The following is a 20674-nucleotide window of genomic DNA, read 5'->3' as shown; positions in this document are numbered from 1 at the left end:
CATGTCTCCTTTTTATACTCAGCTTTGCGTGGCGGTGGGCACCGGCCTCTCGACGTGATACGACGGGTCCCGCGTCTGCCGCATGAGCGCCGGGATGATCTCGGCATAAGCCGCGATGGAACTCGTGTAAGGCGGCGGCATGTCGTGCTTGACGGCATCGTGCAGATCCGGCAGCGCGTGATACGGCACCATCGGGAACATGTGATGTTCGACGTGATAGTTCATGTTCAGATAAAGAAAACGAAACACGGGATTCATCATCACGGTGCGGCAATTCTTGCGATGGTCGAGCACGTTCTCCGGCATGCCCGCATGTTGCGTGAGCCCGAAGTACAGATAAAGCCATGCGCCGTAAAGACTCGGCAAGCCGATATAAAGCAGCGGCAACACACTGCGAAACGCAATGCATGTCACGATCACTGCTGCATAGATCGCGAGCCAGATGCGCGCCTCGCGCACGACCTTCGGCCATTCCGTCTCAGGCACGAAGGTCTTTTCTTCTTCACCGATATTGCCGAACGCAGACGCCACGACCTTGGGCAATTCGTTCGCTACGTGCTTCAGCGCGAAGACGTTCAGCACCAGCGCAAGCCAGTCCGTCGGCAATTGCGCACCGATTTCGGGATCGCGGCCCACTACCAAGGTATCGGTGTGATGGCGCGCATGACTCCAGCGCCATACGGTCGGTCGCCGAAACACCTGAAAGGACGCCACTTGATAAAGCGCCTTGTTCATCCACGCGGTCTTGAATGCGGTGCCGTGTCCGCTCTCATGCCAGCGCGAATCGGCGGGGCCGCAGTAAAGCGTCCCGTAGAGCAAAAACGCGGGGATGGCCCATAGCGAATGCGCCTGCCATGCGAACCAGGCAAGGACGCCGCTCGCGACGATGGCTGCGTACCAAAGAACGGTGTCGCGAATGGCTCGCGCATCACTGCGTTGCGTGAGTTGCTTGAGCACGGGGCGCGGCAAAGGGCATCTATACCAGGTGCCGTTGGCAAGGCCCGCGGCTTTCGCCTCTTCGCCTGCCCCGCCTATCAGCCGATAGCGCCGCCGCTGCGTCTCCTCCAATTCCATCATGTCACCTCATCCGATGATTGGAATACATCATTCGTTTTTATTGAAGTCGATGATATGAGCGAGCCCGTGCGTGCGCAAGAAACGTATGAATTTGCTATCTTTAAGCATCATTGCGTGCCCTCGCAAATCCATCATTTCCATCAAAATGACCAAGCGTCCCACGCTTCAGTCGGTGGCGGAAGCCGCTGGCGTTAGTTCGGCCACGGTGGATCGCGTGTTCAACGGGCGCCTGACCGTGCGCGAAGGCACCGCGTTGCGCGTGATAGAAGCGGCAGAGCGCATCGGCTATCACGGTGCTCAACTGATGCGCGAACGCATGCGCGCTCAACTCGGAGCCATCGATGCCCCGCGCACGCTCGGCTTCTGTCTGCAGAAACGCGCCGACCCGTTTTATCAGGCGTTCGCGCGCATTCTGACGGAGACGGTCACGCGTCACGAACCCGAACGTTGCAAGGCAGTGATCGCGTATATGGACGAACTCGATCCCGCGTCCATCGCGCGTACGTTGCTGTCGCTTGGAGAAGAAGCGGATGCGCTCGGCGTCGTGGCGGTCGATCATCCGCATGTGACCGCGGCCATCGAAACCTTGCATGCAGCGGGCAAGCCAACGGTCACGCTATTGTCCGACCTGAGCGCGCCATTGCGTGCAGGTTATATCGGCGTGGACCCGCGCAAGAGCGGCCGCACTGCCGCGTGGGCCGTGAGCAGGCTCACGCATCGCAAGGCAGGTACGGTTGGCGTATTCGTCGGCACGCCCCGCTATCTGGGACAAGAAAGCTGCGAAATCAGTTTTCGCTCTTACCTGCGTGAACATGCACCCGGGCTGCGAGTGCTCGACACGCAAATCAACCTGGAAGACAAGCAACTGGCCTATGAAGCGACGCTTGCCATGCTTGCGCGGCATGACGATCTCGCTGGTCTTTACATTCCAGGCGGCGGCGTGGGTGGCGTGATACGCGCACTGCGCGAGGAAGCAATAGAACGACGCATCGTCACCGTTTGCTCCGATCTCATGCCCGACCGTCACGACGCGCTCGTGGACGGCATCATCGATCTGGTCATCGATACGCCATTGCAACAGATCGCTCAGACCGCAGTGCTTGCCATGCTTCGCGCGTTGAATAGCTTGCCTGGAGAGACAGCGCAAGCAAGCCAATATCCACTTCCGGCGCAACTTTTTACGTCCGAGAACGTCTGACCGTCCTTGCATGGCATTCGCCTTGCTGAAGAGGTCATGCTTAGTGAGCTTCTCAGAGCGTTCGCCAAGCACCGAATCTTTCAATCTGCTTGAGGTTACTTAAACAAGCGGTATCGCATGGGCGCATACGCGTTTCATAGACGCATCAACTTATATTTTGATGTGCTTAAGCGCACGGAGCGCAGCAATATGAAGGACAAACATCGATGAGATTGCAAACGAATGAGATGACTAGCGCTAAAGCGCCTGAACAAAACCGACAGGTAATCGCTGCAGCTTCTTTGAAGAATGCATCGCAAGTCTGTTGGAGTCACTGCGTCGACTAACCGACATGTCATTGTCATTACATTGTTTTTTTGACCCGGTAATATGCAGCAGAACCCGGTCCGAAACTTGGGCCTTCCTCTCTGCCCAAGCCGACAATCACAGCTTGCGGGAACCTGCTTCAATCAATCTGATCTACTGCGATTGCTCTTCGCATCGCGCACAGCAAGCCGAAGCCAATGAGCCTCGGCAGTCCGGCCGAACAGGCGTGCAAATCGACACGCCGGCCGCCAGAAGGAGACCGCGTAATCAGGCCAGCGCATTGGCATGCACTGGCACGCCCCTGAGCCCCTTCATCCGACGGAGCATCCGATATGCCGTTTGAAAGTGACTCTTTGCGAGACACAGAACCGCTACTGACCATCGTGGTCGCGGCGTACAACATCGAGGGATACATCGAGGAAGCACTCGAGTCCCTACTGTCGCAGCCCCATATCGACGCCATGCGCATCATCGTGGTGGACGACGGTTCTCGCGACGAGACCTATGCGGCCGCGGAAGCGATCGTGGAGCGCGATGGCGGCCGTCATATTCAGCTCATCAAGCAGCGCAATGGCGGTCTGAGCGCGGCACGCAATACCGGGCTTGCGGCAGTGCGAACGCCCTACGTCGGCTTCCTCGACGGCGACGACATCTATCTCGAGAATTTTTCGAGCAGCGTGATTCCGGCACTCAAGGAACGCGTGTGGGACCTCGTCGAATACAACGTGAAGATCATCGACGACGACGGCCGCCATATCGACGGCATCGATCTCGTCATGCATCACGCAAGCGGCGGTCACGCGATGAACCGCGCCGCGCTTCAGCACTTCGCGGACGGCTTCCATACCTTCGTCTGGGCGCGTATCTATCGCACGGACATGTTCAACGGCACGCAGTTCCCAGTGGGCCGGCACTACGAAGACATGGCGGTCGTGCCGTCCATGTACCTTCGCGCAAGCAGTATCTATCGCATTGCAGACCCGCTGATCGGTTATCGTCGACGTTTTGGGAGCATCACGCAGAAAGCGACACTCACCGACATGAAGGACCTCCGCACGAACGGGCTCGAAGCGCTCGCGCGTTGCGACGGCGGCGAGATGGACGATTACTGGCTCACGATCTTCGACAAGGCGTTTCATCGCGCATGTCATGTGTGCGCGCGGGTGGATCGGGGACAATTCAAGGCGGCATCGGAGACACTGGCGGCAATGGCGGTGGATCATCGCAGAACTCGCGCCAAGCTCTCGGAACGCAACGGTCGCGAAGTCGTCGCACTCAAGCCGTTCGATTTCAACGTGCGCGCCGATCGCTCGATCTACTTCATCAAGGGCCTGCTGAAGAAGATGCTGCGCCGCAGTCTCGACCATCATCAGCGCGAGCGCCGGCATAGTCCGACGAATCAGTTTAGCGGCTAGAAACACGCGCCCAGGCCCGCCCGCGAAGCGCTTTGCGTTTCGCGGTAAACTGTTTGCATGGAAAAATGTCCTTACTGCGAGCGAATTCGCGATGAGTGGGACTGCCATGGACAGACCTGTCGCACGCTCATCGCGCGTGCCCTGCGCCGCCAGCGCCTGGGTCTGCCCATGGTGCCCAAGGTCATTCGCAACGAGATTCCGGCCGGCGCGAGCACGGGCGAGGTCATTACGCAGCTGTCGAAGCAGCGACTGCGTGCACGCCGCGCCAACGAAGCGCGACGCGAACGCAAGGCCGCAGACGATCTCGACGAAGGCGCTTGAATCTCAGGCGTTTGCAGGCGGGTCCATCGACGAAGAGCCTTCATGCCGCCATTGACGCCGCGATTGCCGCATCTTCGCTATCGCCATGCGCGCCACCTTGAGCCAGCCATACGGACGCGGATCGGCAACCATGCTAAGCGCACGCGCATAGTCGAGCGTGAGGCCAGGAGTCCAGGCCATCGTCACTGCACGCTTTCGGATCTGCGCGGCCACCCATAGTTCAGGCGTCACCAGCATACGAAACAGCGCGCCCCAGCCCGCCCGCGCGCCATAGAGCCGCCCAGCCGCCCCTTCGAGCGCCGCCTCCAGTGCGCGCGAGACGCTGCTAGAACAGTTGCGATGCGTGAGGTTGTACGTCGTGTCCTCGCGATACGTGCTCCAGAAGCGCGCTAGCCGCGTTGGATCGTAATTGCGAATGCGCACTCGCGTGGTCGAAGGACACCATGTCTTCGACTCGATCGGGTAGCTCGGCTGAAACACGCCTGGCACGTCGTTATCGCTCGTGGCACGCAAGAGGCGCGCAAAGTCATCGGGCGAGCGGTCTATCTCGACTGCCGGATAAAGGCTCACATATACGCCCTCAGGCGATTCGAGCGCGGCATGTCCCGTCGATATCACGCCATTGCGATCCACCGCCGCAATGTACCGGTCGACGATCAGATGCCGTTGCACCTCGCCCTTCGATGTACCCACGGGCGTCCACACATGCACGGTCAATGCGGGCTCGTTGTCCGCGGGCGGCCCGTCCCATTCGCTTGCCGGCAAGACGACTGGCGTACCGTCTTTCGTATCACTCGCTGCGCTCGCGGCCTCGGCGCTTGCATCGCCCCAGACTGCCGGATTGCTGTTCAGCTTGCGTACGCGCGACGCGATCATCACGAGATTCCAACCTGCGAACATGAAGAGCACGCCCACGCAATACACCACGGTGCTCTTGTAATGCGTCGGGTACGGTTGAATGACGAAGACCGCCAGCAATATTTCGAAGATCGCAAAACCAAGCGCCACGCGCCAGCGTCGATATCGCACGACAACAGCGGATGCGGCTTGCAAGAGGCCATCCGAGAGAAAGGCCGCGCCAATGAACAACGAAAGAATGAAGTTGGCGTGATGACGCGGCCCCTGAAGCACCAGCACGGCCGCAAGGACGAACACGATACCCTTCGAATAGCGCAACCTGCGTTGCCCGCCGACGCCGGCCCATGCAACCGCAAGCGTCAGCGCGCCTTCGATCAACAACAACCAGCCAACGAGTGGAATCGGAAAGCCGAGCGAACCGTCGAGTGCATCGATGAATATGCCCAAGCCAACGACCAGCAGCAGCCATCCTGTCACCATCAGACTGCGCCAGCGTCCGCGCAAATAGTCCACGCCCAGCAGGATCATCATTAACTTGACCATGGATTTGCCTTTCGTGTCGTTGCATGAGCGCAGAGAAGCCTCGCGCATTCATGTTAGTGCAGTGCGGGCCTTAAATGAAATCGCTCTGTCCGCTTCGTTAAGTACGACCATTCGATTCGGCATGCACGATGTGCCATACTGCCAACGCCCTTTCCACGTAGCGAGGCTGCCATGTTCGACCCATGTCAGTGGATCAACGAGCCCGCGCAATGGCGCATTGAAGACGGCACGCTGTTCGTCACCACGGACGCCAGCACGGACTTCTGGCGCAAGACGCACTACGGTTTCATCCGCGATAACGGCCATGTTTTCGCCGCGAGCGCGAACGGTGATTTCAGCGCCGAAGTCACCGTCGATGGCGATTTCTCCGCGCTCTACGACCAAGCGGGCCTGATGGTGCGCGAGAGCGCCGAGCGCTGGGTCAAGGCAGGCGCGGAGTACAACGACGGCGCGCTGACCTTCAGCACCGTGCTGACCAATGATTTCTCCGACTGGTCGCTTGGCTCGCCCGCCAGCGGCAACCGCTTCAGGCTGCGCATGACCGTCGCCGATGGCGTGCTCAAGATGCAGTGCAGCGCGGACGAGCGTCATTGGACCCTCATGCGTATCGCGCCCTTCGCGTCGACTACCGCGTCGCCGCACTGGCTCGTCGGACCCATGTGTTGCACGCCCGAGCGCGGCGGCCTCACCGTGCGCTTCTCCGACTTCAAGATCGGGCCGCCTATCGTAAAGGACCTGCACGATACCTCTCTGTAGCGCGGTAGCGTGCTCCGTACAAGTACTCACTTGCCCCGTTTGCGAACGCTTTCTAGAATTCTGAAACGTTTCAAAAAAAGACGGCAAAAGCACTCGTGGACTCACGTAAAAAGACTGCCAGCACCTTGAAGGATGTCGCCAGTGCGGCGGGCGTCTCGCTTGGCACGGCGTCGAAAGTGCTGGCAGGCGCCGAAGGCGTAAGCGAACTGCGACGGCAACAAGTATGGGAAGCCGCGCGAGCGCTGGGTTATCGGCGCAACAGTCTTGCGGCGGAATTGCGCAGCAATCGTTCGACGTCCATCGGCTTCGTCGTGCCGGATCTCACGAACTCGTTCTTTATCGAACTGCTATGCGTGGTGGAGGATCATGCGCTGGCAAGCGGTTATCGGCTGCTGCTCGCGCATGCGCAGGAAGACCCCGAGCGCGAGGCCGAGCGCATACGTTTCGTGTTGTCGCGTCAGGTGGCGGGCATGATCATCATTCCGTGTCATGGCTATGCACATGCCATCGACGAATTGCGCGAATGCGATGTGCCGCTCGTGATGGCGGACCGCGTGGACAACAGCTTTCCGGCGAACACGGTGACAACGGACAGCCGCCGCGCCGCGAGCGATGGCACGGAACATCTCATCGCGCTCGGGCATCGGCGCATTACGTTCATCGTCAATGCGCTCGATCTCGTGAATAGTCGCGAACGCGCGGACGGCTATCTCGACGCCATGAAACGCGCCGGTCTTACGCGACATGCGCGCGTGGTGGTATGCGGCATGACGGATACGGAAAGCCACGCGGCAACGCTCGGGCTTTTGTCTGCAAGCGAGCGCCCCACCGCGCTTTTTACCGGTGCGAACGTGGCCACGCTTGGCGCACTGCGTGCCATACGCGATGCCGAATTGCGCCTGCCTGGAGAGGTTTCCTTGCTCTCTTTCGACGACGCCCCGTGGATGTCGGTGCTTCATCCGCGTATCAGTTCGATACATCAGCCGGTAGAAGCCGTGGGGCGTGCGATCTGGCAGTTGCTCCACAAGCAGTTGCAAGGTGAAACCGGCGAGCATGTGCATCTGCGCATGAAGGCCGATCTGCTCGTGCGTGAAAGCACGGCGCCTCCGATGAAAGCCATCGATCAAGCTGCTCGAAAGCGAACGCGCAAATCCGCCACGCTATAACGTTTTATTCGCCAATGCAGGGCCCGCAACCATAAGACGAAGGAGAGAGACAAAATGGACAGCAAACGACGCATCGTTACCGCAAGTCTTCTCGCTATACCGCTTGCCGGCGCAGTGGGAACGTTCTCCGCACTCTTCACGCAAACCGCATTCGCGCAGCAGAAGAAGTACCGTTTCGGCTTTTCTCAGGTCACGACCGTCGAGCCGTGGCGCGTGCAGTTCAACAAGGACATGCGAGCCGAAGCGGCAAAGCATCCGGAAGTCGAACTCATCATTGCCGACGCGGGGGACCGTACCGATAAGCAAAACGCCGACATGGAGAACTTCATCGCGCAGAAGATGGACGCGATCTTCATTTCGCCCAAGGAGTCCGCGGGGCTGACGGGCGTCGTCGAAAAAGCCTTCAAGGCGGGCATTCCCGTGTTCGTGCTGGACCGCGAAGTGAACGGCGATCAATACACGGAGTTCATCGGTGGTGACAACGTACAGATCGGTCAGGAAGCGGGCAACTTCATCGTCAAGGTGATGGGCGGGTCTGGCAAGGCGCAAGGCAATCTCGTCGAGATATGGGGCGGCTTCGGTGCGCAGCCCGCGCACGATCGTCACGATGGCGCGGATAAGGCCATCGCGCCGGAGAAAGGCATCAAGCGCGTGGGCGAACGCGTGGATTGCGACTGGAAGCAGGACAAGGCGTACGACTACATGAAGACCGTGTTGCGCGTGCAGCCGAAGATCGACGTGGTCTATGCGCATAACGACCCGATGGCCTACGGCGCATATCTCGCCGCGAAGGATGCGGGACGCGAGAAGAACATCAAGTTCGTGGGTATCGACGGCTTGCCGCAAGAAGGCGCGACGTGGGTCGAACAAGGCCTGCTCGCGGGCACCTTCATGTATCCGACGCCAGGCGCGGAAGGCATCCGTCAATCGCTCAAGGTGCTGAAAGGCGAGAAGGTGGAAAAGAAGCTGACGTTGCCGACGCAAGGCATCTTCAAGGACAACGCGAAGCAATATATCGCCACTCACTGAGTTCGATCGATGGCCACCGTAGCCACGCCGCTCATCGAAGCCGAAGGCCTGTCGATATCCTTTAACGGCAGCGCCGCATTGTCGGGCGTCGACTTCGATGTCGCGGCGGGCGAGATACACGCGCTCGTCGGCGAAAATGGCGCGGGCAAGTCGAGCTTGATGAAGATTCTGGGCGGCCTCTATACGCCGGACGCGGGCAGCATCCGCGTGCGCGGCGAAGCAACGCGTCTTGCCAGCGTGAACGATGCGGCGCTCGCGGGCGTCGCCATCATTCATCAGGAATTGAATCTGGTCGACACCTTGTCGGCGGTCGACAACATCTTTCTTGGCAAGGAACTGCGTACACGTTTCGGCTTTCCGGATCGGCGCGCGATGCATGCGGCGGCAACTAAGGTCCTCGCGCAACTTGGCTTTCGTGTGCCGCCGAGTGTGCTGGTGGGCACGCTGCGTGTAGGCGAGAAACAACTCGTCGAGATTGCGAAGGCCTTGCTTGCCGATGCTCGCGTGCTCATCATGGACGAGCCCACGTCCGCGCTATCCGATACCGAGACGCAGGCGCTGCTCACCCTCACACGCGATCTGCGCGAGCGCGGCATGGGTATCGTGCTGATCAGCCATCGGCTTGGCGAAGTATTCGCGGTGGCGGATCGAGTGACCGTATTGCGCGATGGCCGGCGCATCGCGACCTTGCAGATGCCACAGGTCGAATCGTCGGCGGCGCTGGTCTCGATGATGATCGGCAAGGACTTCGCGCCGCCCGAGCGCAGCGAAGCCGAAGCGCCGCTTGAGCGCGCGTGCGCCCTCGATGTGTGCAACCTGACGCTCTGGAATGCGGCTCGTGCGCTCGTGGCGGACGTGTCGTTCGCGGTGCAGGAAGGCGAGGTGTTCGGCATCTCGGGGCTGCTCGGCGCGGGCAAGACCGAGATACTGGAAGCGATCTTCGGTGTGTCGCCGTATCGTCGCGATGGAGAGATACGCGCGGCCGGTCATGCGCATGCATTCGATTCACCCGATCGCGCGGCCGCGGCGGGGCTGGCCTTCGTCACCGAAGACCGCAAGAAAGACGGCCTCGTACTCGATCAGTCGCTCGAGGCGAACCTGCTGTTGCCTTCGCTTTCGCGCGCGCCGGGCTTTCCGTTTTATGGACGCGGCAAGCTACAAGCATGGGCCGATGCGCAAGCGCACGCTTCGAACGTCAAGCATCGCGGTCTCGCGCAGGATGCAAGCACCTTGTCGGGCGGCAATCAGCAGAAGCTCATCATCGGTAAATGGCTGATGACGAAGCCGCGTCTTCTTTTGCTCGATGAACCGACGCGCGGCGTCGATGTAGCGGCGAAGGCCGAGATCTATCGCCAGATTCTCGCTGCCGCGCGCGAAGGCGTCACGGTGATCGTGGCGAGTTCGGAGATCGACGAACTCATGCTGCTTAGCGACCGCATTCTCGTCATGTGCGAAGGACGCGCTCGCGGAATTTTGCCGCGCGAGCAATTTTCAGTCGATGCACTCGTCAGGATGGCGTCGCCCTGACGGCATTTTGAATGCCGAATGCTGGGATGCCGAATGCAAAACGCAACATGCAAAACGGAGAAGGACACCATGCTGCACGCCCGGGACCAACTCGCCGAGCCGGTGACCACCGCGCGCCAGCGGCGCCTGAGCGCATTGCTGACTTACCTCAAGTATTACCTCGGTTTGATTGTGTTGCTCGTGGTCGGTGCGTTCACGTCGCCTCACGCGGCCGATGGCAGCAATATCTTTTTGTCCAGCGCGAACATCTCCGACGTGTTTCGCCAGGTGGCGAACGTAGGCGTGATTTCCATCGGCATGACGCTCGTCATCATCACGGCGGGAATCGATCTCTCGGTGGGCGCGATCATGGGTCTCGGCAGCGTGCTCACGGCCATGCTGCTCACCACGGACGCCTGGAATCGCGCGGTGTCGGCATCCATAATTTTGAATGCAATCGCGGTCTTTGCAATCGCGCTCGCCGCGATAAACGTCGTCCGCGGCTTCAGGCGTGCTCGCGGCGCGCCCGCCACGCAGGCACCGCTCACGATGGACCTCGGCATAGCGCTCGTCGTGGCGGCTTTTGCATGCGCCTATATTGCGTTACATGGCGGGCATCGCATGCCGCTTATAGCCGTGCTCTGGATCGTGCCGCTCGCGGGCTTCACGCTCGGCGCGCTCAATGGCTGGATCATCACGCGTGGCCGCATGCAGCCGTTCATCGTCACGCTCGCCGCGATGGTCGGTGTGCTAGGCGCGGCGCGGCTTATCGCCGGGCAGGACACCGCCGTGTATTCGATTTACAGCGGCAGCAATGCCACCACCGATATCGAAGCGCTGCGCGCGCTGCTCTTCGACATCGTTCCCGTGCCCGCGCTGTTTTTTTTGGCGATCGCGCTGGTCGTCGGCTTCGTGATGAATCGCACGATCTTCGGCAAGTATCTGTATGCAATCGGCGGCAACGAGAAGTGCGCCGTCGTCTCCGGCCTGAACGTGGGACGCCACAAGATGGCGGCGTATGCCATCTCGGGCATGCTCTCGGCGCTCGTTGGCGTTTTGTATGCAGCGCAGTATCGACAGGGCAAGGCCGATGCCGGAATGGGCTGGGAACTGGATGCAATCGCCGCCGTGGTGATAGGCGGGACGAGTCTTTCCGGCGGCGTAGGACGCGTCTCGGGCACCGTGGCGGGCGTGCTGATCTTCGGCTTTTTGAGCAATATCCTTCTGCTCAATAGCATCGACAGCAACACGCAGCTTGTGCTGAAGGGCTTGATTATCGTGATCGCGGTATTTTTACAACAGACCGACGTCGGGCGGCGGCGCGGCTGGCTTAAGCGCCTCGTGCGCCGGTCTTGAATACTGCGCTCAGATGTCGAACGCGATACCCCGCGCCCGCAACTGCCGCATGCCGCTCGCCAGATGCGCCCGCGCGCTCTGCGCATCGCCCGCGCGCATTTGCTCGTAGGCGGCCTGCGCTACCTCATGCGGCACGGGCTTGATCGGGCGCCGCGTGTTCATCGCACGGAGCTGCACTTCGGCCGCGCGCTCGAGGTAGTAGAGATCGTCCCAGGCCTCGGCGATGCTCGCGCCCGCCACCATCACGCCATGATTCTTGAGGAAGAGTATGTCCGCGTTGCCCATTGCCGCCGCGATACGGTCGCCCTCCGTTGCATCGAGCGCGAGGCCGTTGTAGTACTCATCCACGGCCGTGCGGCCGTAGAACTTCAGCGCCGTCTGCCCAAGCCACAGGAGCGGCGGCCCTTCGAGCAGGCAGAGCGCGGTCGCGCTCGGCATATGTGTGTGGAATGCGGCCTTCACGCGCGGCATCAGCCGATGCAGCCTTGCATGAATAAAGAATGCAGTTGCCTCGGGCTGGCCTTCACCTTCGATCACGTTGCCGTCGAAGTCGCAGATCAGCAGATGCGACGCCGTGATCTCGCTAAAGGCATAACCATAGGGATTAACCAGAAAAAGGTCGTCGTGCCCTGGCACTGTCGCGGAAAAATGATTGCATACGCCCTCCTCCAGCCCATGCAGCGCGGCTAAGCGGAAACACGCCGCGAGTTCGCAGCGAGCTTCGGCGATAGCGGGTGTATCGAGCCGATGCGCAGACGCTAAAGCGGCTGTACCGGTGACAAGCGTATGAGCCATTGCATGTGGTCTTCTGTCTGAACGTTTTCTGCCTATAAAAACGGCAGTTCCTTAAGCAACATCGGCAAATTGGTCCGTATGCGAAGGGCGATCAGGAAAAATCGCCCGTTATGACGCGCGTATGACCATAACCTTAGCAAAAACGCGTATTGGAAAAAAACTCTTTGGCGTGGTAAAAATCTATGCCGCTCGAAATTAAGGGCGCATTTTCAACGTAACTTGTCTCAATAGGGTTTGGACAAATGGCAACAGGTACTGTTAAGTGGTTCAACGATGCAAAGGGTTTTGGTTTCATCACGCCGGATGACGGCGGCGAAGACCTGTTTGCACATTTCTCCGAAATCCAGTCAAAGGGTTTCAAGTCGCTCCAGGAGAACCAGAAGGTGAGCTTCGAAGTCAAGCAAGGCCCTAAGGGCAAGCAAGCTTCGACGATCCAGCCGCTGTAATAGCAGCGGCTGATCTCGCCTTAGCGCAGGAACGGCCCTTCGGGGCCGTTTTTCATTGGAAACGCCACAAAATCTTAGGCGCGTCGCCGTCAGTTTTCTTAATAACTCAGTAGAATCAGCGCCAGCCGACGCGAGCCTTGGAAGTTCGCCTCATCTGCCCAAAAAACCATCCTCGTTACTTGCGTGAACTCGCGAAGCAATCGACAAATCGGACGCGTATCGACGCGGTACACAACAAATGCATTGCTCGCGCTGCTGTGGTTTTTGACCGCAAGCGCCTACGCCGAAGGCTATGTGCCAAACGCTCGCGCCGCGCGCTTCGTCAATGCAATCGTCATGAACGACTTCCATACCGCGCAGGCAGGCGGCGGATATGTGTTTTCTTACGACAAGCAGGACACGGAAGCCACACTCGAAGCAAAGCTCGACCGATGGCTGTCGGGCGCCGATCCCAATGCCATCGGCATGGAACCGGCCGAGAAACAGACGCTCTTCAGCTTCTATTGGGCCGCAAGCATGATGCCCGCGAACGGTGCCTGCTTCACCGACATGGCAAACCCCGCCTGCGGCACGGATTTGTCGAAGTGGATGGCGCGCGAACTCGGCGACGATCCGCGCTTCGTGCGTGCTTATGAAGCCGCGAAGAAACCGCTCGGCCTGCCGCCGCTTCAAACTGGCGGGCATTGAGCGGCTTTGACGGCGCTGATTGCAGAGCGTGCGCGCGCGCGTCACCCGCCCACGCGATTTTTGCCGCCACGCTGGCCAGCACCGAAAGCGCTCCCAGGGTTTCGAGCAAGGCATCGATCATGGCGGCTCTCCCATCGAGTAAACGGACGCATCAGGCCCGATGCGCCAACATCGGGCCGTACGTTCGTATAAAGAATGCGATCGTGATGCCAGCGCTCACCAGCATCGTACCGGCGCGAATCACAGCGGGCGGCGCGCGGCGTCCCACTTGCGCGCCGCCGTATCCACCTGCAATGGCAGCGACGAGCATCGCGATCGTTTCCGGCCAACGCACCGCTTGTGCCGCCGCGAAGGTCAGCACCGCGACCGAATTCGCCGCGCTCACGAGCAAAGTGCGTGGCGCATTGAGGCTTTTGAGGTCGCGCGAGTCGAAAAGGCCCCACACAGCCATCATCATGATCCCCACTGCGCCGCCAAAGTAGCCGCCATAGACGCCAAGCACGAATTGAATCGACAACACCGCACCCGCGCCGATACGAAACCGCTGCCGCAATACCTCACCGAATTTGCGGCCGAATGCCAGCGCAAGGCTCGCGCACAACAAGAGCCACGGCAGGACAAACGAAAAGGTTTTGGAAGAGGTACAGAGCAAGAGCGCCGCGCCCGCCAAGCCGCCGATAAGCGTCACGACGAGCATCTCGCGGATCGCGACCGAGCCGACTGGCGCGAGGCCATCACGATACGCCCACGCGCTCACCAGGCCGCCTGGAAACAGCGCGACCGTGGACGACGCATTCGCCTGAACCGGTGGCAAGCCCGCGGCGATCAGGGCGGGCAGACTGACGAACGAGCCGCCACCGGCAAGCGCGTTCATCGCTCCCGCCAGAAAGCCCGCGCCAATGACGATGAGAAGAGGTTCCATCGCCCGATGCTAGCGTTGCGTGAGCGCGCATACAATCTGGCTTTTCCAATGAGAGACTTCGGCTCAACCGAAGCGACCGGAGACAAACATGCGCTTCGACCTGACCGACATGCGGCTTTTTCTGACCGTGATCGAGCGTGGCAGCATTACGGCGGGCGCGCAGGCCATGCATCTCGCGCTGGCATCGGCGAGTGAGCGCATCGCGGGCATGGAGTCCGCGCTCGGCGCGTCACTCTTCGAACGCAATCGACGCGGCGTGCAGACCACTGCCGCAGGCGATGCCTTCGCGCGCCATGCACGGATGATCCTTGCTCAAGTCGAGCAGATGCGCGGCGAGTTGCGCACTTATGCAACAGGTCTCAAAGGACGCATCAGGTTGCTGTCGAATACCGCTGCGCTCGCGGCGTTTCTGCCGCCGCGGCTTGCGCACTTCCTTGCGGCTTATCCCGATCTCTCCATCGATCTCGATGAACGGCCTAGCGCCGACATCGTGCAAGCCATAGCGGAAGGACGTGCGGATTTAGGCATCGTCGCGGACTTCACGGACCTCGGCAATCTGCAGACGCATCTCGTGGCGGAAGATCAGCTTGTGGTGATGATGAACCGTGCGCATCGCATGGCGAATGAGCACGCAGTGGCCTTTGCGGAGATTGTCGGCGATGCATTTGTCGGTCTTGCCGATGCCGCGCTCGAAATGCATCTCGCCGAACGCGCGTCGCGGCTCGGACGCCAGCTTGAATACCGCATTCATATGCGCAGTATCGACAACGTGGCGATGCTAGTGGAAGCGGGCATTGGCTTGGCGATTCTGTCGCAAGCATCCGCAGAGCTCGTTCGAAGGCCGGGTCTTGCCGTCGTGCCGCTTTCCGAACCGTGGGCAACGCGGCGCCTGCATCTGTGCGCACGCGCCTTCGATGCGCTCACGCCGCACGCGTCACTTCTCGCGCAGCAACTGATGTTGCATACGTAATGCATTAACCTAGGCGCAATCCTTGCGCATGCTAGCAGTAGGTTGTCTGATTCTTGCAGACAGCCGCTTGAAGGAGGTCATCATGAGAAATCATCGCAACGGTATGCCGTGGCGCATTGTAATGGCGTTTGTCGTCGGCACGGCAAGCCTTGCCGTCACCACAGCCGCGCAGGCCGACAATCGCGCGGCGCAGAAGCTCGGGCAGATCGGCGTCATCAATCAGTCGCTTCAGCCGAAGCAGCCGAAGTCGTCGCCGGGATATTCGAACGGGCAAGCGAATTCCGCGAATGCCGCAAACGCGGCAAATACCGCTAATACGCCCACTCCTGTCACAGGCGGACCACATGTTCTGCCGGGTACGGGTGGCACGCCGCCGTCCAGATAATTGCAAGGCACATTTCCCGGGCTCTCAATGCGGCTCCCCTTTATCATGAGCGATGCCATCAATCGGAAGCGGGAGCCTGGGGAGCCTTTTTGCAATGAATCTACGGGGACTGCAATGCTTTATCGTGCTAGCTGAAGAACTGAACTTCAGCCGCGCGGCCGAGCGTTTGCATATCGCGCAGCCTGCGTTAAGCCAGCAGATTCGCGCGCTAGAGGAACGCCTTGGCAGTCAGCTCGTCGATCGTGGAAGCCGTCCCTTGCGGCTTACCGAAGCGGGCAGTTATTTTTATACCGAAGCGCGCCAAATTCTCGACCATTGCGAACAAGCGACGCAAGGCGTGCGGGCGATCGATGCCGGCACGCATGGTTGGCTCTCCGTCGGCTTTACGCGTTCGGCGATGTACAGCGTCTTGCCGCCCGCGTTGAAGGCCTTCCATGCGGCTTATCCGAAGGTCGAACTCAAGCTCTTCGAGATGCTCACCGAGGAGCAAGCCGATGCACTGCGCGATGCACGCATTCATATCGGCATTGGCAGACAAGCACCCGAACGTCCTGGCTGCACGAGACGCATCCTGCTGCATGAGCGCGTGATGGCGGTTCTGCCCGTCGATCATGCGTTCGCCGAACGTGATAGCGTGCGCGTGGATGACCTCGCGACATCGCCGCTCATTGTCTATCCGAAGCATCCGGCTGCGCAGTTTCCGCGCTTCATCGCCACGCTCTATCGCGACGCCGGCATCACGCCCATTGTCGGACATGAAGCCTACGAGATACAGACCGCGATTGCACTCGTGGCCGCGGGCCTTGGCGTAACGTATGTCGGTGAATCGGTGGCGCGGCATGGGCGCGCCGATGTCGTCTGCAAGCTTCTCACGGGACCGGGCGCGAGTCAGATCACATCGTTGACAGCGACCTTTCGTGAAGATGACAGCTCGCCGCATTTGCAAGCGTTTCTCGCTTGCCTGCCGAACGAAGCTCACGCTGACAGCGCGCTATAAGCTAAAACGCATAGAAGCATGCGCAATCCGTGTTGGACGGAGGACGGCTCACGTCCCTATCATGTCCCTTGCGCTCTGCAAACAGGAGCGCGGATTGCAAAGACGCCTGCATCGAGCAAGCGCGGCATGGAGACGACATGATTCAGCCAACGAACGCAGCAATAGCCACGAGCGATTCCCCTATAGCGAAAGCGACCATGGCCAAGGTGTATCGCCGCCTGATGCCGTTGCTCTTCGCGATGATGTTCTTCAACTATCTCGACCGCATCAACATCGGCTTTGCAGCGCTCGATATGAATCGCGCGCTGAACTTCAGTCCAGCGGTTTTCGGCTTTGCGGGCAGCGTGTTCTTCGTCGGCTACATGCTGCTCGAAGTGCCAAGCAACTTGCTCCTGCATAAGGTCGGCGCGCGACGCTGGCTTGCACGTATTCTGATCACATGGGGCGCGGTCGCGGCGGCCACTGCGTTCGTCTTCAACGATACGACCTTCTACACCGTACGTTTTCTGCTCGGCGTGATGGAAGCAGGTTTTTTGCCGGGCGTCGCCGTGTATTTGACCAAGTGGTTCCCCGAACGTTATCGGGCGCGTGCAGTGGGCGGCTATATCATCGCAGGCTCGTTTTCAGCGGTGCTGGGTGGACCGATCTCGACGACGCTCATGACCTACGGCAACGACATTCTCGGTCTGCAAGGCTGGCAGTGGATGTTCATTTGCGAAGGCGTGCCCGCCATTCTTCTCGGCATCATCACGTTGCGCGTGATGCAGGAACGTCCCGCCGATGCCGACTGGCTCACCGCTGAAGAAAAGCACTGGCTCGAAGGCACGCTCGAAACGGAACGCGCGGCGCTTGGTGGCAGCGGTCATGTTTCGATGTGGCGTGTAGCCGCCGATATTCGCGTGTGGAGCCTTGCATGTCTCTTCGGCTGCGCGCTCGTTGGCATCTATGGACTCTTTCTTTGGCTGCCGCAAATCGTGAAGAGCCTCGGCCATCTGTCGAATATCGAAGTAGGGTTTCTTTCTGCTGCACCTCCGCTCTTCGGCGTGCTCGGAACCTTTCTCATCAGCCGCAGTTCTGACCGCACGGGCGACCGCAAGAAGCATCTGGCCTTCGTCTATGGCATGAGCGCCATCGCTATTGCAGGGAGCGCTTATGCGCCCTCGCCGATCATTGCTTATGCGCTTCTGTGCGTGACTGGCCTCTTCATCTATGCGGGCAATCCGTTGTTCTGGAGTCTTGCTGCCTCGTTTCGCACGGGTGCGGCAGGCGCGGCGACCATTGCGCTCATCAATACCATCGCGCAGTTTGGCGGTCTCGTGGGACCGTGGAGCATAGGGCTCGTGCGCAACGCAACGGGCAGCTTCAAGTTCGCGCTCGTCACCATCGCCGCGTTTCTCGTGGTCGCGACGATCATCGCGCTCGTGATGCGTGTACGTCCGCCAGAAGACGAAGCCAGTACCACGCCTCGCCGCGCCCAACAAACGCTTTAAACATCGCGAGACTCATTCCATGATCATCGATTGTCACGGTCACTACACCACGTCACCGCCAGAACACGAAGCCTGGCGTACGAAGCAGATCGCCGCGCTGAAGGACGGCGTGCCCGTGCCGCCTCGTCCATCGATCAGCGACGACCAGATACGCGAAACCATCCAAAACGGGCAATTACGCGTGCAGGGCGGACGCGGTATAGACCTCACGATCTTCTCGCCGCGTGCGGCCGGCATGGGCCACCATCTCGGCGATGCAAGCGCCAACGAAGCATGGTCGAAGGAATGCAACGACCTCATTCATCGCGTGGTGTCGCTGTTCCCGCGGCAATTCATCGGCGTATGTCAGTTGCCTCAGGCACCGGGCGTCGATCCTGCAAATTGCATTGCCGAGCTGCGACGCTGTGTCGAAGAGATGGGCTTCGTCGGCTGCAATCTCAATCCCGATCCTTCGGGCGGCCACTGGTCCGGTTTGCCGATGACCGACCGCCACTGGTATCCGCTCTACGAAGCGCTCGTCGAACTCGACGTGCCTGCGATGATCCACGTGTCGTCATCGTGCAATCCCAACTTTCATGCGACGGGCGCGCACTACATCAACGGCGATACCTCGGTGTTCATGCAGTTGCTGGCGGGTAATCTCTTCAAGGACTTTCCGACGCTGAAGTTCATCATTCCGCACGGCGGCGGCGCGGTGCCGTATCACTGGGGACGTTATCGCGGGCTGGCGCAAGACATGAAGCAGCCGCGTCTCGATGAGCATTTGCTCAACAACGTGTTCTTCGATACCTGCGTTTATCACCAGCCTGGCGCCGAGCTGCTTGCCAAGGTCATTCCGGCGAAGAACATCCTTTTCGCTTCGGAGACGATCGGCGCGGTGCAGGGTATCGATCCAGAAACGGGTCATCACTACGACGATACGCGCCGCTATATCGACGGCATTACATGGCTCGCGGATGAAGACCGGCAGCGTATCTTTGAGCACAACGCGCGCATTGTTTATGCGCGTCTCGATTCACAAATCGCACGTCAAAGCTCACGGCAAGGAGTCTCGCAATGAACGCCCCCGGATGGCGGCAGAATGAATCTGCCGCGCAGGCAAGTCCCGAAGTGCTCGCGGCATTGAAGTCGCTTGCGGTATCGCTTCTCTCCGACAGCATGGCTCGCAGTTCGGGCACGATAGGACTCACGCCTTATCATCGGCCAAACACGCTGGCGGGCACGGCTGTCACGGTGCGCACGCGGCCCGGCGACAATCTGATGATTCATCGCGCGTTCGACTTTTGCCGCCCCGGCGACGTTCTCGTGATCGACGGCGGCGGAGAACTCACGCAAGCGTTGATGGGCGACATCATGTCGAGCTATGCAGAGAGCATCGGCATTGTGGGCCTCGTCATCGACGGCGCGATCCGCGATGTCGCTTCATTGCGTTCGCGCGATTTTCCAGTGTATGCACGCGGCGTGACGCATCGTGGGCCTTATAAGAACGGACCCGGTGAGATCAACGTGCCGGTGACGGTGGGCGGCATGGTCGTGTATCCGGGCGATATCATCGTCGGCGATGAAGACGGCGTGCTCGCCATCGCACAAGCCGATGCAGCCGATGTGATCGAGCGCGCGCGTCAGACCGAGCAAAAAGAAGCACAGGCTTTGCGATCCATCGCTGAAGGCACGTTCGACCGAAGCTGGATTGCCGCGCAACTCGAACGGTCGATGAAGGGCTGAAACAGCCGGTCGCGATCTTCTATACTCGGGCTCAAGGCCGCCTCATCGCGAAGGCGTCACGTCATGAGTCCATGAAAAAGATCAAACCTGCACTGGCACTGGAACTCGTCGCCAACCTGCTGCTGCCGTGGGTTGCATATCGCCTCGCCCTGCCGCATTGGGGCAACGTCGGCGCGCTCTATGCGTCCGCCGCGCCACCACTTGCATGGAGCCTATTCGAGTTCACGCGCTCACGGCGCGTCGATGCGGTCTCTGCGCTGGTGCTGTTCGGCATTGCTCTCTCTATCGTTTTGCTCGCGCTCGGCGGTAGTCCGCGCATCCTGCTCGTGCGCGAATCGCTTGCGTCGGGCGCGACGGGCGTCGTATTTCTCGTGTCGATGCTGTTCGAGCGTCCACTGATCTTCTATCTCACGCGCGCAACCGTCGCACGCCAACAGAAAGGCGGTGCCGAGCGTTTCGAGGGTTACTGGCGCGACAGCGCAGCGCTGCGCGACTCATTGCGACTCATGACGCTCGTCTGGGGCGTTGGACTGTCCATCGAAACGGCGTTGCGGTTCTGGTTAGCGTGGAACTGGCCCGTCGAACGCTACCTCGTCGTCTCGCCTTTCATCAGCTACGCAATCTACGGCGGTCTGCTTGCATGGACGTTCTGGTTTCGGGGACGACTCGTCAACCGGCAGCGCGGAGGCGATCCGTCGCGGGATGGCTTGCTTGGCTGAACGTGCT

21 protein-coding genes are annotated in these 20674 nt (G+C 60.2%); 17 read left to right on the top strand and 4 right to left on the bottom strand.

Features of this window, described 5'->3' with window-relative positions; translation table 11 throughout:
* Positions 1 to 18: 18 nt before the first annotated feature.
* The gene (locus tag NCT04_RS23900; protein WP_244831336.1) at positions 19 to 1077 is read right to left on the bottom strand and encodes a fatty acid desaturase family protein; all 1059 of its coding nucleotides are present in this window, start codon (positions 1075 to 1077) and stop codon (positions 19 to 21) included.
* A gap of 145 nt (positions 1078 to 1222) precedes the next feature.
* Here NCT04_RS23900 and NCT04_RS23895 point away from each other — a divergent pair, with 145 nt between their 5' ends.
* From NCT04_RS23895 to NCT04_RS23885, 3 genes are all read left to right on the top strand, one after another.
* A complete protein-coding gene (locus NCT04_RS23895; protein WP_250467995.1) occupies positions 1223 to 2275 on the top strand; it encodes a LacI family DNA-binding transcriptional regulator in 1053 nt (350 codons plus the stop codon).
* A gap of 638 nt (positions 2276 to 2913) precedes the next feature.
* On the top strand, positions 2914 to 3996 hold the full coding sequence (locus tag NCT04_RS23890; RefSeq protein ID WP_244831334.1) for a glycosyltransferase family 2 protein: 1083 nt from the start codon (positions 2914 to 2916) through the stop codon (positions 3994 to 3996).
* A gap of 57 nt (positions 3997 to 4053) precedes the next feature.
* Positions 4054 to 4317 (top strand): hypothetical protein, encoded by a 264-nt coding sequence (locus tag NCT04_RS23885; protein WP_250467994.1) that lies wholly within the window; start codon positions 4054 to 4056, stop codon positions 4315 to 4317.
* A 3-nt stretch (positions 4318 to 4320) separates the two neighbouring features.
* Here NCT04_RS23885 and NCT04_RS23880 read toward each other — a convergent pair whose 3' ends face one another.
* The gene (locus tag NCT04_RS23880) at positions 4321 to 5718 is read right to left on the bottom strand and encodes an HdeD family acid-resistance protein (RefSeq protein WP_250467993.1); all 1398 of its coding nucleotides are present in this window, start codon (positions 5716 to 5718) and stop codon (positions 4321 to 4323) included.
* A 171-nt stretch (positions 5719 to 5889) separates the two neighbouring features.
* Here NCT04_RS23880 and NCT04_RS23875 point away from each other — a divergent pair, with 171 nt between their 5' ends.
* The 5 genes from NCT04_RS23875 to NCT04_RS23855 all read left to right on the top strand — a co-directional run bounded on the left by NCT04_RS23875 (position 5890) and on the right by NCT04_RS23855 (position 11531).
* A complete protein-coding gene (locus NCT04_RS23875; protein ID WP_250467992.1) occupies positions 5890 to 6474 on the top strand; it encodes a DUF1349 domain-containing protein in 585 nt (194 codons plus the stop codon).
* A gap of 95 nt (positions 6475 to 6569) precedes the next feature.
* Complete coding sequence (locus tag NCT04_RS23870) at positions 6570 to 7640, top strand: LacI family DNA-binding transcriptional regulator (RefSeq protein ID WP_244831330.1); 1071 nt, start codon at positions 6570 to 6572, stop codon at positions 7638 to 7640.
* Between the two features lie 54 nt (positions 7641 to 7694).
* On the top strand, positions 7695 to 8669 hold the full coding sequence (locus NCT04_RS23865) for a substrate-binding domain-containing protein (protein WP_250467991.1): 975 nt from the start codon (positions 7695 to 7697) through the stop codon (positions 8667 to 8669).
* A 9-nt stretch (positions 8670 to 8678) separates the two neighbouring features.
* Positions 8679 to 10196 (top strand): sugar ABC transporter ATP-binding protein, encoded by a 1518-nt coding sequence (locus tag NCT04_RS23860; protein WP_250467990.1) that lies wholly within the window; start codon positions 8679 to 8681, stop codon positions 10194 to 10196.
* Positions 10197 to 10265: 69 nt separating this feature from the next.
* Complete coding sequence (locus NCT04_RS23855) at positions 10266 to 11531, top strand: ABC transporter permease (protein WP_250467989.1); 1266 nt, start codon at positions 10266 to 10268, stop codon at positions 11529 to 11531.
* A gap of 9 nt (positions 11532 to 11540) precedes the next feature.
* On the opposite strand, the gene NCT04_RS23850 is transcribed toward NCT04_RS23855, so the two are convergent.
* Positions 11541 to 12326 carry an aldolase gene (locus NCT04_RS23850; protein ID WP_250467988.1) on the bottom strand — a complete coding sequence of 262 codons (786 nt, stop codon included), beginning with the start codon at positions 12324 to 12326 and terminating at the stop codon, positions 11541 to 11543.
* A gap of 242 nt (positions 12327 to 12568) precedes the next feature.
* Between NCT04_RS23850 and NCT04_RS23845 the strand changes: the two genes are divergently transcribed.
* A complete protein-coding gene (locus NCT04_RS23845) occupies positions 12569 to 12772 on the top strand; it encodes a cold-shock protein (RefSeq protein ID WP_008347993.1) in 204 nt (67 codons plus the stop codon).
* A gap of 243 nt (positions 12773 to 13015) precedes the next feature.
* Entirely contained in the window at positions 13016 to 13459 is a 444-nt protein-coding gene (locus tag NCT04_RS23840) for a hypothetical protein (RefSeq protein ID WP_250467987.1), read from the top strand.
* A 151-nt stretch (positions 13460 to 13610) separates the two neighbouring features.
* Here the strand turns inward: NCT04_RS23840 and NCT04_RS23835 are convergent, their stop codons facing one another.
* Complete coding sequence (locus tag NCT04_RS23835) at positions 13611 to 14381, bottom strand: sulfite exporter TauE/SafE family protein (RefSeq protein ID WP_250467986.1); 771 nt, start codon at positions 14379 to 14381, stop codon at positions 13611 to 13613.
* Positions 14382 to 14469: 88 nt separating this feature from the next.
* On the opposite strand from NCT04_RS23835, the gene NCT04_RS23830 reads away from it, so the two are divergent.
* The 7 genes from NCT04_RS23830 to NCT04_RS23800 all read left to right on the top strand — a co-directional run bounded on the left by NCT04_RS23830 (position 14470) and on the right by NCT04_RS23800 (position 20667).
* Complete coding sequence (locus NCT04_RS23830; protein WP_250467985.1) at positions 14470 to 15351, top strand: LysR substrate-binding domain-containing protein; 882 nt, start codon at positions 14470 to 14472, stop codon at positions 15349 to 15351.
* Between the two features lie 82 nt (positions 15352 to 15433).
* Entirely contained in the window at positions 15434 to 15736 is a 303-nt protein-coding gene (locus NCT04_RS23825; RefSeq protein ID WP_250467984.1) for a hypothetical protein, read from the top strand.
* Positions 15737 to 15830: 94 nt separating this feature from the next.
* Positions 15831 to 16733, top strand: coding sequence for a LysR family transcriptional regulator (locus NCT04_RS23820; RefSeq protein ID WP_250467983.1), 903 nt, complete (start codon positions 15831 to 15833; stop codon positions 16731 to 16733).
* 137 nt (positions 16734 to 16870) lie between these two features.
* Positions 16871 to 18223 (top strand): MFS transporter, encoded by a 1353-nt coding sequence (locus NCT04_RS23815; protein WP_250467982.1) that lies wholly within the window; start codon positions 16871 to 16873, stop codon positions 18221 to 18223.
* Between the two features lie 19 nt (positions 18224 to 18242).
* Entirely contained in the window at positions 18243 to 19283 is a 1041-nt protein-coding gene (locus tag NCT04_RS23810) for an amidohydrolase family protein (RefSeq protein ID WP_250467981.1), read from the top strand.
* Positions 19280 to 19948, top strand: a complete 669-nt coding sequence (locus NCT04_RS23805) for an RraA family protein (protein WP_250467980.1) — start codon at positions 19280 to 19282, stop codon at positions 19946 to 19948. The genes NCT04_RS23810 and NCT04_RS23805 overlap by 4 nt, the downstream gene beginning before the upstream one ends.
* Before the next feature lie 71 nt (positions 19949 to 20019).
* Positions 20020 to 20667 (top strand): VC0807 family protein, encoded by a 648-nt coding sequence (locus NCT04_RS23800; RefSeq protein ID WP_250467979.1) that lies wholly within the window; start codon positions 20020 to 20022, stop codon positions 20665 to 20667.
* Positions 20668 to 20674: the final 7 nt, after the last annotated feature.

Origin of the sequence: Caballeronia sp. GAFFF2, assembly GCF_023631485.1 — a bacterium.
Classification (GTDB): Bacteria; Pseudomonadota; Gammaproteobacteria; order Burkholderiales; family Burkholderiaceae; genus Caballeronia.
Note: the sequence above shows the minus strand (reverse complement) of the source record. Positions and strands in the feature narration are given on the sequence as shown.

What these genes read in the sequence shown, in the direction of transcription:
- NCT04_RS23845 (WP_008347993.1), top strand. Translation starts at nt 12,569, where the DNA reads ATGGCAACAGGTACTGTTAAGTGGTTCAACGATGCAAAGGGTTTTGGT.
- NCT04_RS23900 (WP_244831336.1), bottom strand. Translation starts at nt 1,077, where the DNA reads ATGATGGAATTGGAGGAGACGCAGCGGCGGCGCTATCGGCTGATAGGC.
- NCT04_RS23830 (WP_250467985.1), top strand. Translation starts at nt 14,470, where the DNA reads ATGCGCTTCGACCTGACCGACATGCGGCTTTTTCTGACCGTGATCGAG.
- NCT04_RS23835 (WP_250467986.1), bottom strand. Translation starts at nt 14,381, where the DNA reads ATGGAACCTCTTCTCATCGTCATTGGCGCGGGCTTTCTGGCGGGAGCG.
- NCT04_RS23895 (WP_250467995.1), top strand. Translation starts at nt 1,223, where the DNA reads ATGACCAAGCGTCCCACGCTTCAGTCGGTGGCGGAAGCCGCTGGCGTT.
- NCT04_RS23810 (WP_250467981.1), top strand. Translation starts at nt 18,243, where the DNA reads ATGATCATCGATTGTCACGGTCACTACACCACGTCACCGCCAGAACAC.
- NCT04_RS23825 (WP_250467984.1), top strand. Translation starts at nt 15,434, where the DNA reads ATGAGAAATCATCGCAACGGTATGCCGTGGCGCATTGTAATGGCGTTT.
- NCT04_RS23875 (WP_250467992.1), top strand. Translation starts at nt 5,890, where the DNA reads ATGTTCGACCCATGTCAGTGGATCAACGAGCCCGCGCAATGGCGCATT.
- NCT04_RS23800 (WP_250467979.1), top strand. Translation starts at nt 20,020, where the DNA reads ATGAAAAAGATCAAACCTGCACTGGCACTGGAACTCGTCGCCAACCTG.
- NCT04_RS23890 (WP_244831334.1), top strand. Translation starts at nt 2,914, where the DNA reads ATGCCGTTTGAAAGTGACTCTTTGCGAGACACAGAACCGCTACTGACC.
- NCT04_RS23855 (WP_250467989.1), top strand. Translation starts at nt 10,266, where the DNA reads ATGCTGCACGCCCGGGACCAACTCGCCGAGCCGGTGACCACCGCGCGC.
- NCT04_RS23885 (WP_250467994.1), top strand. Translation starts at nt 4,054, where the DNA reads ATGGAAAAATGTCCTTACTGCGAGCGAATTCGCGATGAGTGGGACTGC.
- NCT04_RS23820 (WP_250467983.1), top strand. Translation starts at nt 15,831, where the DNA reads ATGAATCTACGGGGACTGCAATGCTTTATCGTGCTAGCTGAAGAACTG.
- NCT04_RS23880 (WP_250467993.1), bottom strand. Translation starts at nt 5,718, where the DNA reads ATGGTCAAGTTAATGATGATCCTGCTGGGCGTGGACTATTTGCGCGGA.
- NCT04_RS23865 (WP_250467991.1), top strand. Translation starts at nt 7,695, where the DNA reads ATGGACAGCAAACGACGCATCGTTACCGCAAGTCTTCTCGCTATACCG.
- NCT04_RS23805 (WP_250467980.1), top strand. Translation starts at nt 19,280, where the DNA reads ATGAACGCCCCCGGATGGCGGCAGAATGAATCTGCCGCGCAGGCAAGT.
- NCT04_RS23850 (WP_250467988.1), bottom strand. Translation starts at nt 12,326, where the DNA reads ATGGCTCATACGCTTGTCACCGGTACAGCCGCTTTAGCGTCTGCGCAT.
- NCT04_RS23815 (WP_250467982.1), top strand. Translation starts at nt 16,871, where the DNA reads ATGATTCAGCCAACGAACGCAGCAATAGCCACGAGCGATTCCCCTATA.
- NCT04_RS23860 (WP_250467990.1), top strand. Translation starts at nt 8,679, where the DNA reads ATGGCCACCGTAGCCACGCCGCTCATCGAAGCCGAAGGCCTGTCGATA.